Source organism: Desulfosporosinus sp., from assembly GCF_014237355.1.
Classification (GTDB): domain Bacteria; phylum Bacillota; class Desulfitobacteriia; order Desulfitobacteriales; family Desulfitobacteriaceae; genus Desulfosporosinus.
In genome coordinates this window covers 1-19,584 of the sequence record NZ_JABZFS010000050.1, presented here as the reverse complement: position 1 = coordinate 19,584, position 19,584 = coordinate 1, and the positions used below count along the sequence as shown (strand labels likewise).

The following is a 19,584-nucleotide window of genomic DNA, read 5'->3' as shown; positions in this document are numbered from 1 at the left end:
TCAAAGAGAAGGTAATCCATCTACCCAGATCCTTAGATTTCTCATATCATCTTTAACGTACTTTTCAAGGGTACTTCTTTCCAATTTAGTGAAGGCCTTTTGTCCTTTTTTAGTATTTCTTTTACCATAGATCTGTGACCGATAAATGGACCTCCCATCTTTTATTTCCACCGTAAAGCCCTCGGGCACGTTCTCAGATTCCATAATCCTGTTCATACCGAAATAGGCGCAGCCATAACTATCAATAGCATGACCACTGCAACAAGCAAATGTCGGATATCCCTTTTGATTCAATTTCAGAATCACATCAAAAATCTGTGTATCAATCTCGTCTACACTACGAATAGGAAAACAATTACGACAAAACTTTACTCCCTTTCTGTGGACAGTCCAACAGTGAGTGCATACATAAGTTTTATCATCCATTTCTGAGTTAATGCAGTCAATTCCCTCGCTCGAAATAATACTGTTTTGCTTGTCTGCCCTTAACAATTGATCAATTTCCGCTCTTTTAGCGGGCACGGTATAGTATGTTGCGCCTGGGCCATAGGGCCCTTCGGTATCTCTACTATCCTGTCTTATATAGCCCAGATCGACCAATTTCTGAATAAATGCATCCATTATTATTAATTTATGGTTTAGAGCATTTGCTAGCATAAAAACACTTTCACGCCCTGGGCTACTCCTAAAAAAACGCAATGCAGTGATTATATCTTCCTTCTCATCTCGAGGGCCTCGGTCCCTGACAATGGCGCATTGCTTTATCGCATGTAGAAACACGGATGTTCTATAAGCCTCTGGCAGTAAGGCTCCTCCCCGCTTTAGTTCATCTTCATATACTCGCGTGATGGGTCTAAAACCAGAGCAGATGTAATCAGGCTGTGAGGTATACACCAGAACATGATCATACTCTATATCCCCAACACTCACAGTCACCGTCTCTTTACCGTAATGCCTGGGATATCCTTCACGAGAATCGAGATAATCCGCTTCTACTCGAACTGTTATTTTGTAAAGAACACCATAGACATGGCCCTTTAGGGATGGGATTATATTGGCGTAGACATGCTCTCCATCCATTGCCAACTTGTTCATCTTAAACTCATAACCCTCCAACCGAGCAACCCCTATTTTCTCAAAACCATCAGCGTAACCACTTGACTGGATGCGTCCTTCGTAGTCCATACAAGAACCGTAGGCAAAATATAAACGACTCATTTCCTTCTCCCCCTCTATTATCTTTGCAAAGCGTAGCGAATTTCTCCAACTGTGCTTAATCTGAGTTCCAATTTGGGTCAAGGTATCCGGGTTTGCCCAATAGTAGACATACGCTTTTTCCTCTTTACCACTTACGGTTTGAATCTCTTGGACCGTACGATTATATAGATTTCTCTGATTTTCCGACCCAGAATATCCTTCCAAGCGATCGAGAATGTTCAAGGCTTCTTCCACGTCCTTGAGTTCGAGGATTTCTCCCCAGACTTCCTCTTGTCCACCGATCAGAGCAGGATAGCCGTAGGGAAGATCGTAGAGCCGTCCGAGAGTTTTCGCTATTTCGAGGTGTTTGATAAAGGGCTTGACTAGACGATGATTATGCATATCTTTCATTAAGGTTCCGTAGACAAAGACTTTGTTGATTTCCATGGACATCCCCTCCGTTTCTTTATTAATCACAGTTTATAGGATGGGGGTCCATAGTTCACCGCAATTGAATTGCATTTTTCGCAGAGGAAAAGGGACTAAGCTCTTGGCCTAATCCCTTCGGCATTGACTATTCTATTGAATGGTAGGCTGAATTTTTCGCCTGAATCGGCATCTCTGAACTGATATTCTTTATCTCCGTGCCCCAAGTCAAGGATATAGACCAGTTTGTAGAGCGTTGATTCCTCTTGTTTATAGGTAATCAGAATTGGCTTCCCAGCCTTCATAGAGTATACTAAATTCCCGTGAACGTTATCTTCAAGATAACAGTCTTCCGTCATGAAGCGACTGTAGGGTTTGGAATAGGTTGGCCCATTACCAAGGACCTTTTCTAATTGTTGTTTGGCGTAAGGAGTGAGTTGCGCCCAAATTTGTTGTTCAATCATCTCAAAGGGCTTTCTGTATAGGACATCTGACGTTAAGACCTGTTTGACCCCCATCATCAGTTCTGCCAAAGCCGTCAAATTAAAAGCCATAAAAATCGGGTGCACACTGCAGGTATATTGAACCTTGTTATTTTTGGTCTTAACTTCTAACTTCAGAGGAAAAAGGCCCTTGCCCTGGCGTAGATCTTCAAGGTCTGACTGTATCGTTCGTTTGGATACCCAGAGAACCTGTTTCAGTTCTTCCAAAGTCCGGGGTTTTTCTTGGATTGATTGGATCAGTTTTAAGCGCCTAGATTCTTCTGATTGAGGCACGTTTAGATCCAGTCCCTCCAAAGGGTTGAGTGGTATCTTGTTTGTGCTATGAAGAAATGCCCAAAACTTAACAATCGCTTCTAAAGCATCTTGCTTCGCAGGAGAGCTTTTCAAAGAACAGATGAATTTCAGTAAGTCCGTTTTTATACAAGTCACATTCAAGTCACCCGAGTTGGTGAAATAGACACTTAAGGATTCTGAAGGAATTTTACTCAGGTATTTCCCCAAGACAGCCGTAGTGGTATCTTTGTACGTTGAATTTTTGAGCCGATCTAAGTAGGTCGTTAGCAGAATATCAAATGTCAATGAACTAATCTCCAGTTTTTTTAGCAATAACATCCCCATCCCTCTTAGCCAAAGAGATTCGCTGGGCATTCGTGCCTGCGGTAAAAGTTCTGTCGAGGATATGCGGATTTACACGCTATCGCAACCTGTTCTCCATATTGATATTCGAACAGAGTCATGTTGTAGAGTTGAAATCCCTTTATGCACAATTAGTGAGTCAATTCGCCAGTCCTCCGGATTTCCGCTTATTCCACCGATTATTGGATATAGGCAATCTATTAGGCTTTTTACCTTACCGGTTGCGATATCGCCAATGTTTATCTTTTCATTCCCAAAGAGTAGGCGAACAACAAACCTTGAGTCTTTTTTTATAGGGTTAGTTTTAAGTCTAGAGATCCATATTGGCAACTGGGTATCTGTAGCTTTACTTGGTAAATCTCCGGTATAAACCGAATCAAATATTGGTTTTCCAAGTCCATCTTCCGTGTCATACATCACAGCTTTTATAGCGGTAATTTGCACTCCATATGAAATTCCTTCAGCCTTTGTAGCATGCCACCACCGTAGATTTGGCCTTTTTCCCTGAAACCAGCCAAGTTTACCGATCAACACAGAAAATACCGGTTCACAGAGATTATCTACGTCAAGAGGATGCCCTTTAGGAGCAAATGTAGGTAGGATGAACCTAAGGTCGAGGCCAGTATAACCCACCTCACTTTGGGGTGTTAATGTCACCGTGTCAGATAGACAATCCTTCCAAGGTCTTTCTGCTTTTGTGGCATAAGTGGCAGGTACTCCGCCGACCCAAATTGAATTCCTTTCCAATTCTTGTCCTCCCTCTGATATAATTCTTAGTATTTTATCGAACCTCGAAATGCTTTGTGCTGATCTTTCATCAGATGTCTCACGTAGTTAAATTTTCAAAAGTAGATCCCCTAGTTCAATAAATTTGGGCTTTTAATATTACATTGGTAATGTTCTAATTGATAATTCCACCTTTTTCCTCCATTACCTCCAAAGATAATGCAAATAACCTCAAGAAAATTTCTTTGGCCTGATTGTCTAAAAATTACCAGTTTGATCAACATAATAATACATACGCTCGAGTGAAACTGGACCCTTGAATCTGGCCGAAGAGGACTGTGCTACAGCCCACAATTCAGCAAGGATTACAGCAGCTCTGTCCTTTTTATTCGCTGTTTTTATTTGCTGCATCATCAAGCAGCCGAAGATTGAGCAAATAAATCAAGGGCCCTTAGCATCCGACTGCGCATCATTCCTAGCCGTACTTCCTCGTCCGTCCATGACAACAAAAAATGAGGATGGCAACTTAGTCACCCTACTCATCTAAGATACCCACGGCATCCAATTCAAATTATGCTAAGGGCAACACTTTACAGGCATACCCCATAGTCTGGATCTCTTGATTAATTCTTCCGATTTTGACTACCTATAAACTTAATACCTTCGTAATATATAGTGGCAAATGAGAATCCCTAACAAAGAGGACTGTCAATCTAATCAAAAGGTGACATTTAAAATAAGGCCGTTTTTATTTCTGAGTTATTAATAAATCTCTCCAATTTAAATGCTTCGAGTTTTGTTTTAAAGCTTAGCCATTCGTTCTTAGATGTTAATATTTTCTTTAGTACAAAAAAAGAGCCTCCAAAATAAAATGGCCCACCGTGGTACGCTTTCTAATGAAGAGGCGTGGTGGGATCTGTTAAGATAATTATGAATTATTATAAATCAAAGGTAAACGTACATACAGCAATTTTTAACCTGTCGTTTTGCCGCGTTTTGCCCTAACCGTAACCTTGAAGTCTATACCAGAATTATGCCGTTATAAAATAGCCATACATCCTTCTACGGCAAGTAGTGTTTTCGATCTTCCAGAGAATCCTTACTTACTATTTCCACATCTCTGCTTTATTTCCTCCCAGAAAAGCGAAAGCAATTTAACTTATAAACAGGCTATCTGAAGAAAACGACTTTGTCGAAAATTTAGTAGAAGACTTACGACTTTCAAATTAGCGTTGGTATTTACATCTGGCGATTTACTCTCTCATAGCAAGACATTTGGCAATCACCGATTGCACTACAGAGTAACATCAGCCACCGGCAGGATTCTTAGTTACACATTCACGACCGGAATTGGCCCCAGTATGCTTTTTAATATCATCCAGAGTAGAGCAGCACTTAGCCACCACGACATGGTATAAGATTTCTTCGTCCGTGACCTTTGCACAATAACAAATAGGGACTGGGGAAGGGACGTTTTTAAACCAAATCCTGTCTACCAATTCCTCCTGAAGAATTGCTTTCTTCCTATCTGGAGTGTAGTAAGCAACTTCACACTGAGGAGTTCTACACAGGAAGAATTGTTCTCCTTCAACTTCGGTGCCTTGTTTTACCTGATGTTCCACCGTTATTTTATGAACCTTTTGCCCTACTCCATGACAAATAGGACAAGTTGGAGTTGGAGCTACAGCTATGTTTGGGTTTGTTGATAGTTCAAGCATACTAGAACGGGTCTCCCTCTTCTCCTTTATTATTTTTATCTTCTTAATATAAGAACGTTCAAGAACTGTTATTTAACTTAGCATGTCAATAGTTTATAAAACTATTTTAACACTTAGCTTTTATACCAATTAAAAAAATTAGCCAAATCAGTTGTACATGCAGTCAGAGGGTTGAAATGTAACGTTACAATTTGTTTATTCACCTTGCCGATTAGCAATGAGACAAATATCCTGAGCACAAATTGCCAACCGCAATGGCAACCTCTACATATTTAATTCGAATTCGCGAGAGTCTCTAACAACAATTACATAAAGCGAACAGTACCGGCCTCTACAAAGAGGTCAGGGCTTTTGAATTAATTTGCCCGAGAAGTGTTCGAATTAAGCGTTCAGCATCTAGCATGATCGTGGTGAACAATCATCCCAACGGTAAGGTACCCTATTTTTTGCTCAATCTCCAGCCCCATAATACAGCTGCAACAAAAACAGCGATCCTAAAGGACAGACCTGCCTGTCATCCTGCTTGAACTATAGGCCGGCAGCACAGTTCTCTCGGGAATGCGTTCCGGGTCCTGGCCGCTTAGGATGGGAGTTGGGCGACAATTCTTCCTCCGGAGTCTGGGGGCAAGTTCCAGTCGGTACCTCAACAATTCCCCTTGATTATACCGAGCACGCAGTTGTCATTCTATGTTCTTCGTATTGATCTCGTCATGTTCAAGGGCGAATACAATTAGTGGGGCACCATTTCGGTTATCCCGTTAATTGTTAAGACTGCCTCATCGTATAAAGCGATGTTTATGTGTAATACCTCGGCTGCGGGTGATATCTATCGCTTGTGGCAAGCTTTTTTTAGATTTTTCAGCTTCAGTCCGAGAAGTGTCCGTGCAGCACGAGGGATACCGCAGGGGTGAAGGCCCGAGGATATGCTCGCTGCTACCACATGGACACACTGCTCGCACCAATAAGCTGGAGTCCGCAGGACATTCTCGCCGCAGCGATGAATGTTTTGCTGGCGAGCGCCGAGCGACCGGTCCCACGTGACCCTATCCGGGCTTGCACCCGTCCGTGCATGACCGACTCAGGAGGGAATTTGCGGGTCCCGGCCCCGGCCGCCATGACCAGCGTGAGCGGTAATTCGTGGACGGACGGTCCGCAGGGCGAGCCCCGCCGGCAGACAGCGCTTTCCCGTCCGCGCTGCCTGGTTCGTCTGGCGGCGGTCCTGGAACCACGGGTCGAAAATCTTACCACGTCACGTAGGCCGCGCTCAGGCCTTCGTGCAGCTTCGTCCGAGCGGCGAGTTCTCCCGACGCAGGAGGGAAACGACCCGCTGGGAACGGTTAACTCAAACGTCAAGCAAGGCAACCCAAGCAGGCTTTGACCCACAGCGCAGGCACGGGAGGACTGTGCAGCCAGCTTTTATTTCAAGCAGAATGACTAGCAGCTCTGGACTATTTGATTGCTGTTTTTTTTGCTTCAGTATTAAGCGGCCAGTGATTGAGCAAATAAAGCAGGGAACCTTATCGGCAGCCGGTGATGCAAACCTGAGCGGCCAAGACCCAATACCGCGAGGCCCTGCTCCCCGGCAGCAAAACCGCGGGCCTAGCTTAGGTAGAAGACCGAGGCACGAGGACTGCTAGCTTAGCGGATACTGCTTGACCCGCAACACGGCCGTGTATTCCCGACGTAGGAGGGGATTCGAGGCCACTGGACCCGCTACCGCGGGCCTAGCTCGGTTAGCTCCCCGAGGCTACGAGGGGAGATCCACCGAGCGACAGTAAGCTAGGACCCTTAATTTTGCCCTAGCCATGGAAGCCGTCCGGGGTTACGAGGACAGATTCCATGGCGTAAACAACCGGGCCAGGCTGTTTACGCTACTAGGGCGTTAACCCCAGTAGCGTAAACGCCAGCCCTAGCAGTATAACCGCGGGCTAACTTTTCTGGCGCACACCCCAACGCCTTACCCCAGCATGCTTTAGCATGACGGGGTAACAGGAGGGGTATGCGCCAGACGACCGCGTAAAGAGTAGCTCCGTCATTGATGATAAAATTATCTCATACGAACGGCAATAAACCGCTCCGAATTTAGCCCAGCATGCGTTTGCATGGTGGGCCAAGCGGTCTTGCTCCCGGCACGTATGCCGCGCTCAGGCATTCGTGCATCCCACGGTGAGCGTCGAGCGGTGAGATCCCGACGCAGTGAAGCCCAGTTCCGACGCAGGAGGACCGTGGGCTCCAAGGAGGGAACGAGCCGCTGGACGTGAACAGGACCCAACCGCGGGCCTAGCTTAAGTTAGCTCCCCGAGGCTACGAGGGGAGATCCACTTAAGCGGCGGTCCCCTGGACCCCCAACACAAACCCGATCATGCTCAGCATAATCCGTCCTAGCCCGGGAATAGCCCGAGACTTAATATGCAGCTTGAACTACGAGGGCTGATTCCCGGGCGGAGGAACTTCTCCCATTGCAACATAACCGCGGACCCAGCTTAGGTAATAGACCGAGGCACGAGGGCTGCTAGCTGAGCGGAAGCGGCCTTGACCCTCAACACGGCCGCGCATGACCAGAGTGAGCGGGAATTCGGGGACCGACGGCCCGTAGGCCGAGTCCCGCCGGCAGGCAGCGCTTTCCCGTCCGCGCTGCCTGCCGGCGAAGTGCCTGGACAGAATGGGTGAAGCCTGGAGGATTTAGTCCGCAGGACCGAGGCGAATAGCCGAGTCCGGAAGGGATCGCACCGCTTGCATTAGTGACTTCCCCTCTAGCTGTGCACTATCAACGACGTCATAAATGTTCTTAATAACCTCGCACCCTTGATTCCTTACGCTGATGTTACGTGGGGCAAATCTACCATCAATTGATCTTTTAAGTAGACTAAAAAGCGTCTGGTATGTATAAAGAAATGCCTCTTACCAAACATTCACGTTCAATTTCATTGATCGCTGCTTCTGCTTCATCATTCTCATCTCTGAGGAATAACTTATCTGCCACGACAAACTTCCGTGCAAGGTCGTCTGGAAGGTTAGAACTACGCAAAATGTATAGCCTATTGTCCAAACTTATTTCCATAAATTTCACACTCCCTATTATTCTGCCGTAATAACTAATACTCGGTGGAACATTCTCTCGTCATTTGTCGTTCCAACACAGGTTCCACCATTTTCGGAACGTCTAGTTCCTTAAGTAGTTAACCGCACTCCTAAGACACCAAATCCTTTGCTTTCTCTTTGTTACTAACTGCTATTCCTTCTAGAATTATCAGATCCGTTTCATCTTTAAGAATATGCGTTTTTCTATGGCAATTGGGGCAAAGGGCCACAACATTTCCTATTGCATCTTGTCCACCATCAGCTAATCGAACTACATGGTGTTCTTCTAAATATGGTTTTCCATCTTTATCTACAAACGGTGCCATCTTACTACATAACTGACATTTACCTTCTGCCAACCGTTTAACAAGCTCTTTTATATAGGGGTCCCTATAATAAACTGTCGTCTCTGATATCTTTTTTGATTTTGGAGTTTTATTATTTTTAATTCTCTTTAGTAGTTCTGCTACACCTAGCTGCTTGGCTTCTTTTTCCGCTGTTTCTAATGTAACCAGTTGAGCCTGATCTGTTAAACCATACCCTTGCGAATGTTTCTCAATGAGTCCAAGTAATCTTACAATATTATCCGCACTCAATTTCTGTTTGGTCTGTGTAAAAGGAACTACATCAGGGCATACGGTCTTCAAGTCATCGTAATTAAAGGGTTTGAAGACTTGTATACTATCTGGATACAATTTCAAAGCACCCTTATACTGTCCAAGCAGCAATTCATCAAATACGACAATTTCATTAAGTCGAGCACTTGCGATTATCTCGTTGTTAATTTGGAATAACAATAAGGCGTTATTTTCACTAACTAATCCACTCTTTCGGTAGTAGTAGGAACAACCTTCTCTTTGGATCAGATCTTTCAGGAAGTATTGTTCTTGTATTTGGGCGCATGATTTATTCGGAAATTCTTCAGAACCACTCATTGGAATAATTCTTATTTCAGGAATATTAAACTCGTTTTGTGTCTTTCCCTTAGGTTTAAATAAAGAGGCAACAAATTGCTTATCATCCTTAGAGGCCTGTATTTTATAAGTCTCTTCCATTATGTAATCATACATTTCCTTTGTGGCATCAAATAAATAACCAGTATTCCCCCGTCCAATACTATTAAATGGTGCATCCAATGCAGGTTGTAATTCTCTTAATTTTTTCATATGATCCGATGTTACTATGCAGTTGTTAAAAAAGTGATAGTCTGTGTCTACTCTCCAACCGTCGTTGTTCCACATACCTTCCAATTCGACTGGCCTATTCGCAGAATAACAATCAGAACGAGCCACACTAATAGCCTTGATATTTTTATTTAAGCTGTGGATTATGATATCCCCCTTTTTGACTTGCTTCATTTTATCCCAATGGGATACTCGTCTTCCGGTATCTCCATTCTTTGGCGCCCATAAATATCCCCCTGCTGACTCTTCATTATAGGTTTTGTTTTGGAATACAAAAAAGTAATTCAAAAAAACCCCTCCCACTAGTCATTGAATATTCGTTTAGCTAAGACCTTTACCGATAATCATCATCAGTGACAGCAATAGGTGAAGATCACTTGATCCAAACCAAAGGTCATATGATCCGAATCTTAAAGAATAATCCATTACTATAATTCGTATACACCCGCTTGAAGCATGACATGAAATACTGCATCGAGATCCCTCACATCCGGAACATAAACAATGAATCCATCTCTCCCGCGCGTCAACAACACTCTATAACTATTTATTCTTAATTGATGTGGGTTTTGTACGCCCCGACTGGTCCTTGAATATTTACGCCAGTTATGACAAGTCCACTTCAAATCACTTTCCCAGCATAGGATTGGCATATCAAGTTCTAGACCCTGGCAAGCAAACTCGGTAGCAACTTTCGTCATTTGGCAACATGATGATGGACTAATAGGATTATCATTAAACCATAAACCTACATCTAGATTACTAGTCGTATTGTAGGTGTTATCAACACCAAAAGATGGTAATATATCATTCTTTGATGATGCAACAAGTCCATATCTTTTTTCCGTGCTTTCAAAGTAGCGGTTGTAGCAATACCTTTTTGCTTTATCCAAGTTGCGAGTACAATACATATTAAACCGTTGATAACTTATATTATCTGCTAACTCCCTTGCGTTTTCTAGATCTCCGCTCAACAATGCGTCCACCTAGTTAGTGACATCTTCAGCAAAGTTCGAACGGAGAGACTTATTTAAGTCCAAATCGTCACAAACCTCAACATCAGTTATACCACTAAATACATTTAAGATTTTCGAGGGACATACCACTTTCCACCGCTTGTTACTCTTAACGATTGCATCGCACCACTGTTTAATTCCTTCCTCTTCCCCAACATATATTTCCTGGCCCTCTCCAACTAGGCCTAATATCAAGGATCCACCAGAGATTCTATCTGCTATCTGGATGATTAGATCCGGTTCCGATGAATCCTCTCTGCCTATCTCCACAAAAAGACGATTTGAAGTTTATTGACCTTTCTCCATTAATTTATAGGCAATTGGAACATCTGCGGGCGCTAAATCAAATCGTAATAATTCATCGGTGTGAACAAATTCAAAAGCATCATGAACCGTAAGGGTAATCTCGCCTTCAATTCAATCTACGTTGTATGCAATCAGCTTAATAGTTCCATTTGGGTATCTATAAATGCTCTCGCAGAAAAGTCATTTACTTTCACCTTGATATCCAGCTCTTCTTTGAACTCACGATAAAGACAATCTTCCGCCGTCTTGCCCTCTTCTACTTTTCCGCCTGGAAACTCCCATTTGCCGGCAAGTTTTTCATTCGGTGCACGACGGGCAATAAGTACATTGTTACTTTTAGTGATAATTGCAGCTATAACTTCTTTCAATATGATAGCACCCCATATTCAATCGGAAATACTTTCGACTATTCTCCTACAATAACCTGTCCAATACTAGGCAACAAACTATCTCTCGTTCAATGAGGGCAAAACCTTATCCAAATATTCCTGCCAATACCCACTTTCGTCTCCTTCCATATCATGTAACCAGTAGTACATCATTATTATTTCGAATTCCTGTTTTCTTCCTTTGGCGAAGGATTTTTTTGGCATTTTTCTGTATAGTGAATCAAGATTAAACAGGTTGCCCTTCTGCTTAATATCGTAATCGTATTTTCTCCAAGTCTCTTGACTTTTTTTCCTGTGTGAGGATGGCCAGAGATTTTCATTATCGTAAAAGTAGTGAACCCAATCGAAAGCAAATGCCAATATATTGACTTGGTACTTAGTCCATGTATTTTCAAGCCATTCATTAATACCCTCTGAAATAAAGAGTTTGTCAAATTCCAATCTATATCGGCTATGAACACGGTGGTATTCCTTTATGAACAAGAACAACATTTCTGTTTGGTCTTTAAGGAAAGGAACTTTCTTAACTAATTGCGAATAACAGTCGTACGATAAGCTTCTAAAATCACTGTCGGAGTTATAAAGGAAGAAGAACTCAAACTGTTTTAAGACATTACCAACATTTCGGTTCATTTGCTTACCATATTCGGCATAAATGTTCACAAGCCATTCCCTAACCTCTGGCTCATAATCACGTAATTGTTGGCGATACTTACTCAATTTTTCGTTTTGAAGAGCAGTTTTCTCCTCGGCTTCTGTGATGTTTAAGTAATTATTGAAGTATTCGAAAACGTAGTTCACGCAAATTCTCATGTTTTCATTACGAGCATCCAAATCAAATTCATTTAGGTGATCTTCCTTTTTCCGGCGTGCAATATACTCCTCAAGGCTAATCACTAAACCACCCCATATTCATAAACTCGTTTATTGAAATATTACCATTTATTGTGTTAATTATATCATACTGGAAGAACAATGAAGTGAATAAACAGGAGCCAAAGGTCATCGGAGGAATAATCATAACCTCATTTCTTGCCGACAAAATTTTGTTCCTATGGTCATTCGTCCAATAATAATGCCGCGACATTAATATTAAAGTACTAATATCCTTCATAGGTTAGAGTTTTCTTCTTGCTTTGCCCTCTAGGTTAAACGTTAAGCTAGTTCGATGTTGGTCTTAATGTACGCTGTTTTACTTGCTCGATCTCTGGCCTTGTAATACTGCACAAACTAAAAGGACAGAGCTGCTAGTCATCCAGCTCGAATGATGGGCCAGCAGCACTGTCCTTTTGCGGATCCGTCACAGGTCCTGCCTGCCGCTCAGTGGATCTCCCCTCGCAACCTCAGGGAGCTAACTGAGCTAAGCTCGCGGTTTTTCCTGCTGTAGTAGTGGGGCCCGTCGTTTCGGGTCTTGGCCCTGCCACTCCGAAGTCACCCTCGTATCCTCGGGCTGCCTCCAGAGCTTGGCTCGCCGGCTCGGGTCCAGGCTTATCTTCGGATAAGAGTCACCCCTCGTAACCTGGTGATGCCTCTCAACCTTGGCGCGTGGTTTGTGGTCTTGGCCCACTTCCCAGCGGGTGCGCTCCCTCCTCGAAGGCCCTGACCCTCCTACGTCAGGATCAGTGCTTTACTACGTCGAGAACTCCCCGCTCGGCCGAAGCAGCATGAAGGCCTGAGCGCGGCCTACATGCCGAAGCTCAGATTTGGGCCGTAGGTTTGGGGCTTGGGGGGCCGCTGATTGTTATTGCTTCGGGCTGACAATGAGCGGACCTAGTCGTTTATCATGTGCACTTTCTCGAACTGCTTGGTGTCTCACTCGGCTCAGAAACATAACCCCACCATCTCCGCATGGTGGGGTATGGGGTCTTATCCCTCGTACGCGCATGACTGACGCAGGAGGGAATTCGCGGCCCCACCGTCCCCAGCTCGCATGACCAGCGTGAGCGGGAATTCGTGCTGGAGGGTCCGCAGACCGAACCCACTGGCAGGCCGCACTTTTCCGTTCGTGCGGCATGGTCCGTCCAGTGACCCTGAAAAGTCCAAAATGCAGTATAATGGCACAACAACCACATCAACTATGTAGTAAATCAAGTGAATCATGTCGACGAATAACAAGACGCACGTCCGAGCGGTTCTGGACCCATGACGCTGGCTGGAGAGGACTGTGCTGTAGCTTGCAAACCAAGACAGAAAACAAGCGCTGGGAAGCGGGCGTGGAATGGATGAATGCTCCGGGTTATAAATGAGACATCATTCCAGTTAATAGCCACTTGAGTGTAAGGACCGTTGCAGATGTGTTTTGGTACGGCCTGAACGCATTAAATTATAAACTTCACACTCTTCTTCAATGTCTTACCGTGATAGTGGCCTACACATTGGAACATGTTTACCATTACACGGTTGATTTAAGTTAATAAACGCCTTGGGGTGGTTAACTTTTTGGCTGTCATCACAGTGGTCAACATTTTCAAATTTATTTAAATTTAAGTAAGGGAATTTAAGTAGGGGAATTTAACTGTTGTACCCACCTTTTCCCCTGTTTGTTCTAAAAGTATTTGTTTGCTACCCCCATACCCTACAAGTTTATCTCTTGAGCCATTTCCACGGGTGAACCACGGTTGCTTTTCTATGAATATTCGGACTCTTTTTGCAAAAGCATCGGGGGGGTTGTAACTCGCAAATTCCAAAAAATATTGCAATTAATTTACCTAAATATTTTTTTGAATTTGTCATAAATATTGTGCTCATGCAATAAGTATTAACATGACGTTAAGGAAGGATGAAGATGGGTGTTTACAGTAATTAAATCGTCAAAAGAAAAGCCCGTATCAATTGAGGTGGATGACTACATCAAGAAACATCAAATTCCTACTAGTACCGAATATGCTGTACGGAATAAGATCAAAGACCGGAGAGAAAGTTTAGGATTAACTCAAGCGAACGTTGCGGAAATGTTAAATATTACGAGGCAAAGCCTTTCCTTAATCGAGAAGGAAAAGCAAACTCCAACAATTCTGATGTGCTGGTTAATTTCGCAGGTTCTTGAAGCGGATATTACTGAATTGTTTTACTTTGAAGTGATGGAGGAGGATGAAAATGGGAAAAAACAGTAAGCTATCAAACCTAATGAGAAGAGATGAAGTTTTGAGGAATCATGTAAATAGTGCTGGCTTTGTAGCTTTTGTAATGGTAATGTGCTATGGGTTTCTTGATGTTATCTTCGGCTTAGTTAACAAGGAAATCACTTTAGAAATTGCCAAGTATGGATTAAAATTAGTTGGATTGGGTATGCTTACGTTCACCTTTATTTTATTCATGGTTACAAAAGCTAAAACGAATACTTTAGCAAACGTTCTGCACGGATCGTATCCATTATTGGATCAATTTTTTATGGGTTATACCTATTTACCCAGGGGTTTGAATTATGGGTTTTCCTTCTTGGGTGGGCTCTAGTAACATGCTTTATTTTCTGGGCTGTTAATTTTCTCTTCAAAGATATTTCTAAGACACACCCATATTTTTAAACCAAAAGGTTGTAAGCACAACAAAAAAGGCATAAATCAGAGAGATCGCTTTTTTAGCGATCTCTTAATCCATCCTATTCAGTTGTTGTATGGGAGGAATAAAGAATCATCATTCCTGAAAAAATTAGCCGAACGATCTTCTCTAAAGTTCATTTAGCTTAACTATTAAACGGTTTTAAGCTTTATAAAGAGCTAAATAACCTCAACTAAAAATTTTCTAGGGTATCTTTAGCATTGAAAATTTAGAGATTGTATTCTGGGATACCCCTGTCATCTTGGAAATGCTCCGTGCGGACATTCCTTCATTAAAAAGTGTAAATCTCTGATATACAATCCTTATCCTCTTGTACATCTGTTGTTTAAGGTAAACCCTGAATATAAACTATGGAAGGGAGGTATTGTATGTTTGAAAGTCGAGAAATTGAAGTAAAACTTAATCCTTCAAATTTTCGCCATTATGAAGAATTAGGTTACGAAATGCCTAAAGTAAAGAGTAAGAGTGGTAAATTAATAGTAGATTTTAATGCTAAAATAAAAATTAAAGTTGAAGATTTACCAGATTCATCTAATGTTCAGATTAATATATATTGTGATGGGTGTAAAACATTGATAAAAAATGTTTATTGGTATAATTATAAAAGGTATTCTCACAATGGAAAATATTTTTGTAAACCTTGCGGTAGTAAATTGTTTGCAGGAGATAAAATTAAAGATACAAAAGCACGTAATAGTAAATCATCATTTTATGATTGGTGTTATGAGAATTTAGACAAAGAAGAAGCTGATGACTTATTACAACGATGGGATTATGATTTAAATATTAATAGAAAAGGAAAGTCATTTTCTCCAAAAAATATTAGTTTCAAATCTAGGTTTAATGGAAAAGGTTATTGGTTTAAATGTTTAAAAAATAACCATGAACCTGAACAAAAGAATATAAAGAATTTTGTTAATCGTAGAGATTTTATGGGTTGCTCTAAGTGTAATTCGTTTGCACAATATGGAATAGATAATTATGGAAGTAATTTTTTGGATAAGTATTGGGATTATGAAAAGAACGTTGTAGACCCTTGGTTAATAAGTAGAGGAAATACTAATGTTTCTGTTTGGATAAAATGTCAAGAAAAAAATTATCATAAAAGTTATGAAACTTTACCTTCCAATTTTACAGGTCTTAACAGAAGGTGTCCGTATTGTTGTAATCGCAAATTGCATCCTTATGATTCTCTTGGTTCATTATATCCTAAAGTTGTATCTTTATGGTCTGATAAAAATGAAAAAACTCCATTTGAAGTAGCTCCCCATAGTAACATTGACATTTGGTGGAAATGTCCGAATGGGATTCACGAAGATTTTACAAGAGGTATTAATACATCGAACACGTTAGATTTTCGTTGTCCATCTTGTTATAATGCATCTTATGGTGAAGCTAGAATAACTAGTTTTTTATTGGAAAATGGTTTTAAAAAGGTGTCCCCCAAATTGTATGACGGTAATTTTAATAAAAAAATTTATATACCACAAAAAAAATTTAATGATTTATTGGGGATAAATAATGGATTTTTGATGTATGATTTTTATATTCCAAAATGTAATTTACTTCTTGAATTTCATGGTAGACAACATGAAGAATTTACACCATATTTTCACAAATCGTATGAAGATTTTAAAATACAAGTAGAACATGATAAACGAAAACTAAAATATGCTAAAGAAAAGGGATATAAATTAAAAATTATATGGTATTGGGAATATGACAATATTGAATATATACTTGATAATTATTTATCAGATCTTAATCAATAAAGTTATGGGATCCCCCTTTTGAGATATCCGATATTTTTCGACCTATTTACGATGAATCTTTCTGATTAATTTGTATTTGTTCATAGTCCTTATAATTAAGAGGTAATGTTTTATTAGTGGAAATCATACAGAATCTAAATTTTAAATCGGGGTAAGACTTAAATTTAAACAAGCAGGGAGTTATATTTTGACCCTCTGCTTATTGTTTATAGCGTTATTGGTTATTTAAATTTTGCTATATAACTTGTATATAAATTTACAAGTCATTCTTGAACATGAGGATATCGAGTTAATAATAACCAACAACTTCTAGTTATTCTTAAACCGTGTATAATCGTTTATTTCTCATGAGAGGGGAAAGAATGTCTAAAAGATTAAACTTTTACTCGTTTATTGCGTCATTGCTTTGTTTAGGATTGCTTCTATTAACTAGCTTTTCAAAAGTATTTAGCTTTTTTACAAATACAATTGAAGTCCATTCTCTGATTATTGTTCTAATCCTATCAATTTTTTCTTTCTTTTTGAGCATGTTTGGGTTTAGTGGCGTAAGAGACTGGAGATCATTCGCAAGAAGTTTAATCGCAGTAGTAATTACTTTAGGACTATCAGTTTCCCTAATATTCATCATCGGTATTGGTCATCTATTTGGTGCAAAATAAACATTTAAAGATGATGTAGGAATCATTAAGTGAACTTCGCGTTGTTCTTATTACCCTTCAGTCGCCTGACTGGGTGTTGAACGGCATTGATAGAATTTTATGCCTATTCGTTTTTTTATATTATACGTCCAATTACATTGGCAAAGACGTGAAAATTTCTAAGCAAAAACGTAAGTAGTAACACTAGGGGCAAAACCTTTAAATGCATATTTCCGTCTGGGTAAGACAAAAAACAAAGCTATTGCCGAAAGGAAGTCGAAACCCGGAACTGCTGCAAATGTATGAAGAAAGCTATATCCTTGTTCAGCAAGCAATCCTACGGGAAGTGCTGCACACAGTGCTGCTATCCACCCTTGTCCTCTGCTAAACCATACAATATAAGCTGCTACTGTTGATGCTAAAGATATTAAGCCCCAACGGAAAAAATAGTATTTTGGAAAAAAACCAAACAATTTCGTCGAATATATATAGTATGTAATCAACATTCCGATAAAGAATACACAGACTTTTATTGCCCCAATCTTTGGGTTTCTGCTCCATGCAGCAATAATCGTAGCTAATAAAACCCATATACCCAGTCTGGTAGTTATGTCTTTAATGACACTCCAAATGTTCCCCATTGGCCAGTTTACGGGACAGTGTCGCTGTATTTTGCTACTAAACCAAGAAACATTCCTAAAGCAAAGATTGATATCACTCTTAAAATTAACTGGTTTATTGTCAATGGACCAATTTGTTCAGCTCTTATTTTGTTCAGAGTTCCTTTTACAGACATGATAACCTCCTGACTTAACAAAATTATTTGTTTCACAAAGTCTTACAAATTATATTTTAGCCTATAATTAACTGGTATAATACTGTAGTTTTTAACCCATTTCCCATAATTCTTATTACGCTACCTTGAGGGGATTCTTCGTAACAATTAAATATGCTTTATATACTGACCTCGGTGCCCGCTCCCGCTCGCGTAATCTCCCCTAGACGGAGAGCCTCCGCTCGCTGAGATATAGTTTGCTGTCCTGGTATAGCCGCTGCGGGTGATCTGGCCGAGTCCGGCCAGCTTCCCTTCTCTAAGCACGCGGTTATCCGGCCCGCAGCCACACATTCCCTCAAAAATTTCGGGAATCCATGGCCGCAGCCGATAAGCCGCTCTTTCCCTCCTGATAGTCGGGAACAAGCCGACGGGAACGAAAGCCACGGCATACCACGCCTGTTACCCCACCTTGCTAACGCATTGTGGGGTAAAGCGGCGGGTATGCCGTGGCTTTTTGCATCACCGCGGTTATCCTGCTTTGGCCGCTCAGAAAGTCTCCCCTAACGGGGGAGTCCTTCTGAGCTAGGAAATATTTTACGGGTCCTAGCTTATCTCGTTTCGGGTGATCTGGCCTAACCGGCCAGCTTCCCTCACTTGGCCCGCGGGAACGGGTCCACCGGCCGCGCATACTGCGTATAAGCGGCCGCGTTGCGGGTTGGGGCTTATCTCCGCTATGTGAGCGGCTTAGCTATTCTTAAGTCTAATCTTGCCGCTCACCAAGCTAGGCGCGCGGTTGCTGGGGGCTCCCCGGCAGTATAATGCAGCCCAGCGTGGGTATTACTCCGAGGCCACGAGGAGGAATTCTCGCGCGGCAAAGACCATAGGCCACGATCTAAGCGCGGTTAGCTCCCTGAGGTATGGAGGGGAGATCCACCGAGCGCGGGCAAGCTCGGACAAAAAATGTAACCTAGCCGGCAGCGGCCTGAGGAAACGAGGGACGAAGTCGGCGGGTAAGCCAGGATAAGCAATCAAAGCGAACGGGTACCGCGACGATGTACGAGGAGCGGTTCCCGCGAGCGTGAGGGGCAGAATGAGTCGGCCCGCGGACGTGGACCTCGTCCTTGGCAGGATAACCGCGGGCCTAGCTTTGTTAGCGGGTTAAGCGGATCCAGTGAGAAATACAACGGCCCGCTAACATAGCGGACATAAGCATTGACATGCACCCCGTCTTCGAGCGCTTTTTTCTGGCGCAGGCTTTGTCCGGCTCCACGAAGACACTGTCTTCGCACGGGTTAGCAAAGCGGTAAAAGTACGAGGACCGGCAAACCAAGACAGAAAACAAGCGCTGGGAAGCGGGTGTGGACAGGATAAGCTATTTACGGAGTAGGCTGGCTCGAGAGCGCAACGAGGTACGAGTGAGCATCTTGATCCAGCCGCTCGGAGTAAATGATCTGAGCAAAGACCGGCAACCGCGCGCTAAGCGAGGGCCGGCTTCCCGAGGCTACGAGGGGAGACTGCCCGAGCGTGGGCTACCAGGACCACATATATCGGCTCAGCGAGCGGGAGCTGCCCGGCTAGGGCAGATCACGCGAGCGGCAACTGCAGGATGAGAATGTCCGAGCGGAGTGGGTACCGCGAATATGTGAGCGGTTCCCGTGG

Annotated in this window: 14 protein-coding genes and 2 pseudogenes; 3 read left to right on the top strand and 13 right to left on the bottom strand. The window is 42.4% G+C overall.

Annotated elements, in window-relative coordinates:
* From HGJ98_RS10830 to HGJ98_RS10785, 10 genes and pseudogenes are all read right to left on the bottom strand, one after another.
* The gene (locus HGJ98_RS10830) at positions 1–1,644 is read right to left on the bottom strand and encodes a gamma-glutamylcyclotransferase (RefSeq protein WP_291351261.1); all 1,644 of its coding nucleotides are present in this window, start codon (positions 1,642–1,644) and stop codon (positions 1–3) included.
* 95 nt (positions 1,645–1,739) lie between these two features.
* Complete coding sequence (locus tag HGJ98_RS10825; protein ID WP_291351259.1) at positions 1,740–2,738, bottom strand: hypothetical protein; 999 nt, start codon at positions 2,736–2,738, stop codon at positions 1,740–1,742.
* 75 nt (positions 2,739–2,813) lie between these two features.
* On the bottom strand, positions 2,814–3,509 hold the full coding sequence (locus tag HGJ98_RS10820; RefSeq protein WP_291351257.1) for a hypothetical protein: 696 nt from the start codon (positions 3,507–3,509) through the stop codon (positions 2,814–2,816).
* Positions 3,510–4,795: 1,286 nt separating this feature from the next.
* The gene (locus HGJ98_RS10815; protein WP_367142719.1) at positions 4,796–5,206 is read right to left on the bottom strand and encodes a (2Fe-2S)-binding protein; all 411 of its coding nucleotides are present in this window, start codon (positions 5,204–5,206) and stop codon (positions 4,796–4,798) included.
* A 2,866-nt stretch (positions 5,207–8,072) separates the two neighbouring features.
* Positions 8,073–8,267 carry a hypothetical protein gene (locus HGJ98_RS10810; RefSeq protein ID WP_291351255.1) on the bottom strand — a complete coding sequence of 65 codons (195 nt, stop codon included), beginning with the start codon at positions 8,265–8,267 and terminating at the stop codon, positions 8,073–8,075.
* Between the two features lie 130 nt (positions 8,268–8,397).
* The gene (locus HGJ98_RS10805) at positions 8,398–9,759 is read right to left on the bottom strand and encodes an HNH endonuclease signature motif containing protein (protein WP_291351253.1); all 1,362 of its coding nucleotides are present in this window, start codon (positions 9,757–9,759) and stop codon (positions 8,398–8,400) included.
* A gap of 140 nt (positions 9,760–9,899) precedes the next feature.
* Positions 9,900–10,757: pseudogene (locus tag HGJ98_RS10800) on the bottom strand (DNA/RNA helicase domain-containing protein).
* 18 nt (positions 10,758–10,775) lie between these two features.
* Positions 10,776–11,161 (bottom strand): annotated as a pseudogene (locus HGJ98_RS10795) ((deoxy)nucleoside triphosphate pyrophosphohydrolase).
* Between the two features lie 78 nt (positions 11,162–11,239).
* A complete protein-coding gene (locus HGJ98_RS10790) occupies positions 11,240–12,079 on the bottom strand; it encodes a hypothetical protein (protein WP_291351251.1) in 840 nt (279 codons plus the stop codon).
* Between the two features lie 844 nt (positions 12,080–12,923).
* The gene (locus HGJ98_RS10785) at positions 12,924–13,196 is read right to left on the bottom strand and encodes a hypothetical protein (protein WP_291351249.1); all 273 of its coding nucleotides are present in this window, start codon (positions 13,194–13,196) and stop codon (positions 12,924–12,926) included.
* Positions 13,197–13,971: 775 nt separating this feature from the next.
* On the opposite strand from HGJ98_RS10785, the gene HGJ98_RS10780 reads away from it, so the two are divergent.
* From HGJ98_RS10780 to HGJ98_RS10770, 3 genes are all read left to right on the top strand, one after another.
* Positions 13,972–14,295, top strand: a complete 324-nt coding sequence (locus tag HGJ98_RS10780; RefSeq protein WP_291351248.1) for a helix-turn-helix domain-containing protein — start codon at positions 13,972–13,974, stop codon at positions 14,293–14,295.
* Positions 14,279–14,635, top strand: a complete 357-nt coding sequence (locus tag HGJ98_RS10775; RefSeq protein WP_291351247.1) for a hypothetical protein — start codon at positions 14,279–14,281, stop codon at positions 14,633–14,635. The genes HGJ98_RS10780 and HGJ98_RS10775 overlap by 17 nt, the downstream gene beginning before the upstream one ends.
* A gap of 473 nt (positions 14,636–15,108) precedes the next feature.
* Positions 15,109–16,512 (top strand): zinc-ribbon domain-containing protein, encoded by a 1,404-nt coding sequence (locus tag HGJ98_RS10770; protein ID WP_291351246.1) that lies wholly within the window; start codon positions 15,109–15,111, stop codon positions 16,510–16,512.
* An 817-nt stretch (positions 16,513–17,329) separates the two neighbouring features.
* Here the strand turns inward: HGJ98_RS10770 and HGJ98_RS10765 are convergent.
* From HGJ98_RS10765 to HGJ98_RS10755, 3 genes are all read right to left on the bottom strand, one after another.
* Positions 17,330–17,791, bottom strand: a complete 462-nt coding sequence (locus HGJ98_RS10765; protein ID WP_291351244.1) for a DUF6518 family protein — start codon at positions 17,789–17,791, stop codon at positions 17,330–17,332.
* Positions 17,792–17,799: 8 nt separating this feature from the next.
* Positions 17,800–17,946, bottom strand: a complete 147-nt coding sequence (locus tag HGJ98_RS10760) for a hypothetical protein (RefSeq protein WP_291351242.1) — start codon at positions 17,944–17,946, stop codon at positions 17,800–17,802.
* A 158-nt stretch (positions 17,947–18,104) separates the two neighbouring features.
* Positions 18,105–18,374, bottom strand: a complete 270-nt coding sequence (locus HGJ98_RS10755) for a hypothetical protein (protein WP_291351240.1) — start codon at positions 18,372–18,374, stop codon at positions 18,105–18,107.
* Between the last annotated feature and the right edge of the window lie 1,210 nt (positions 18,375–19,584).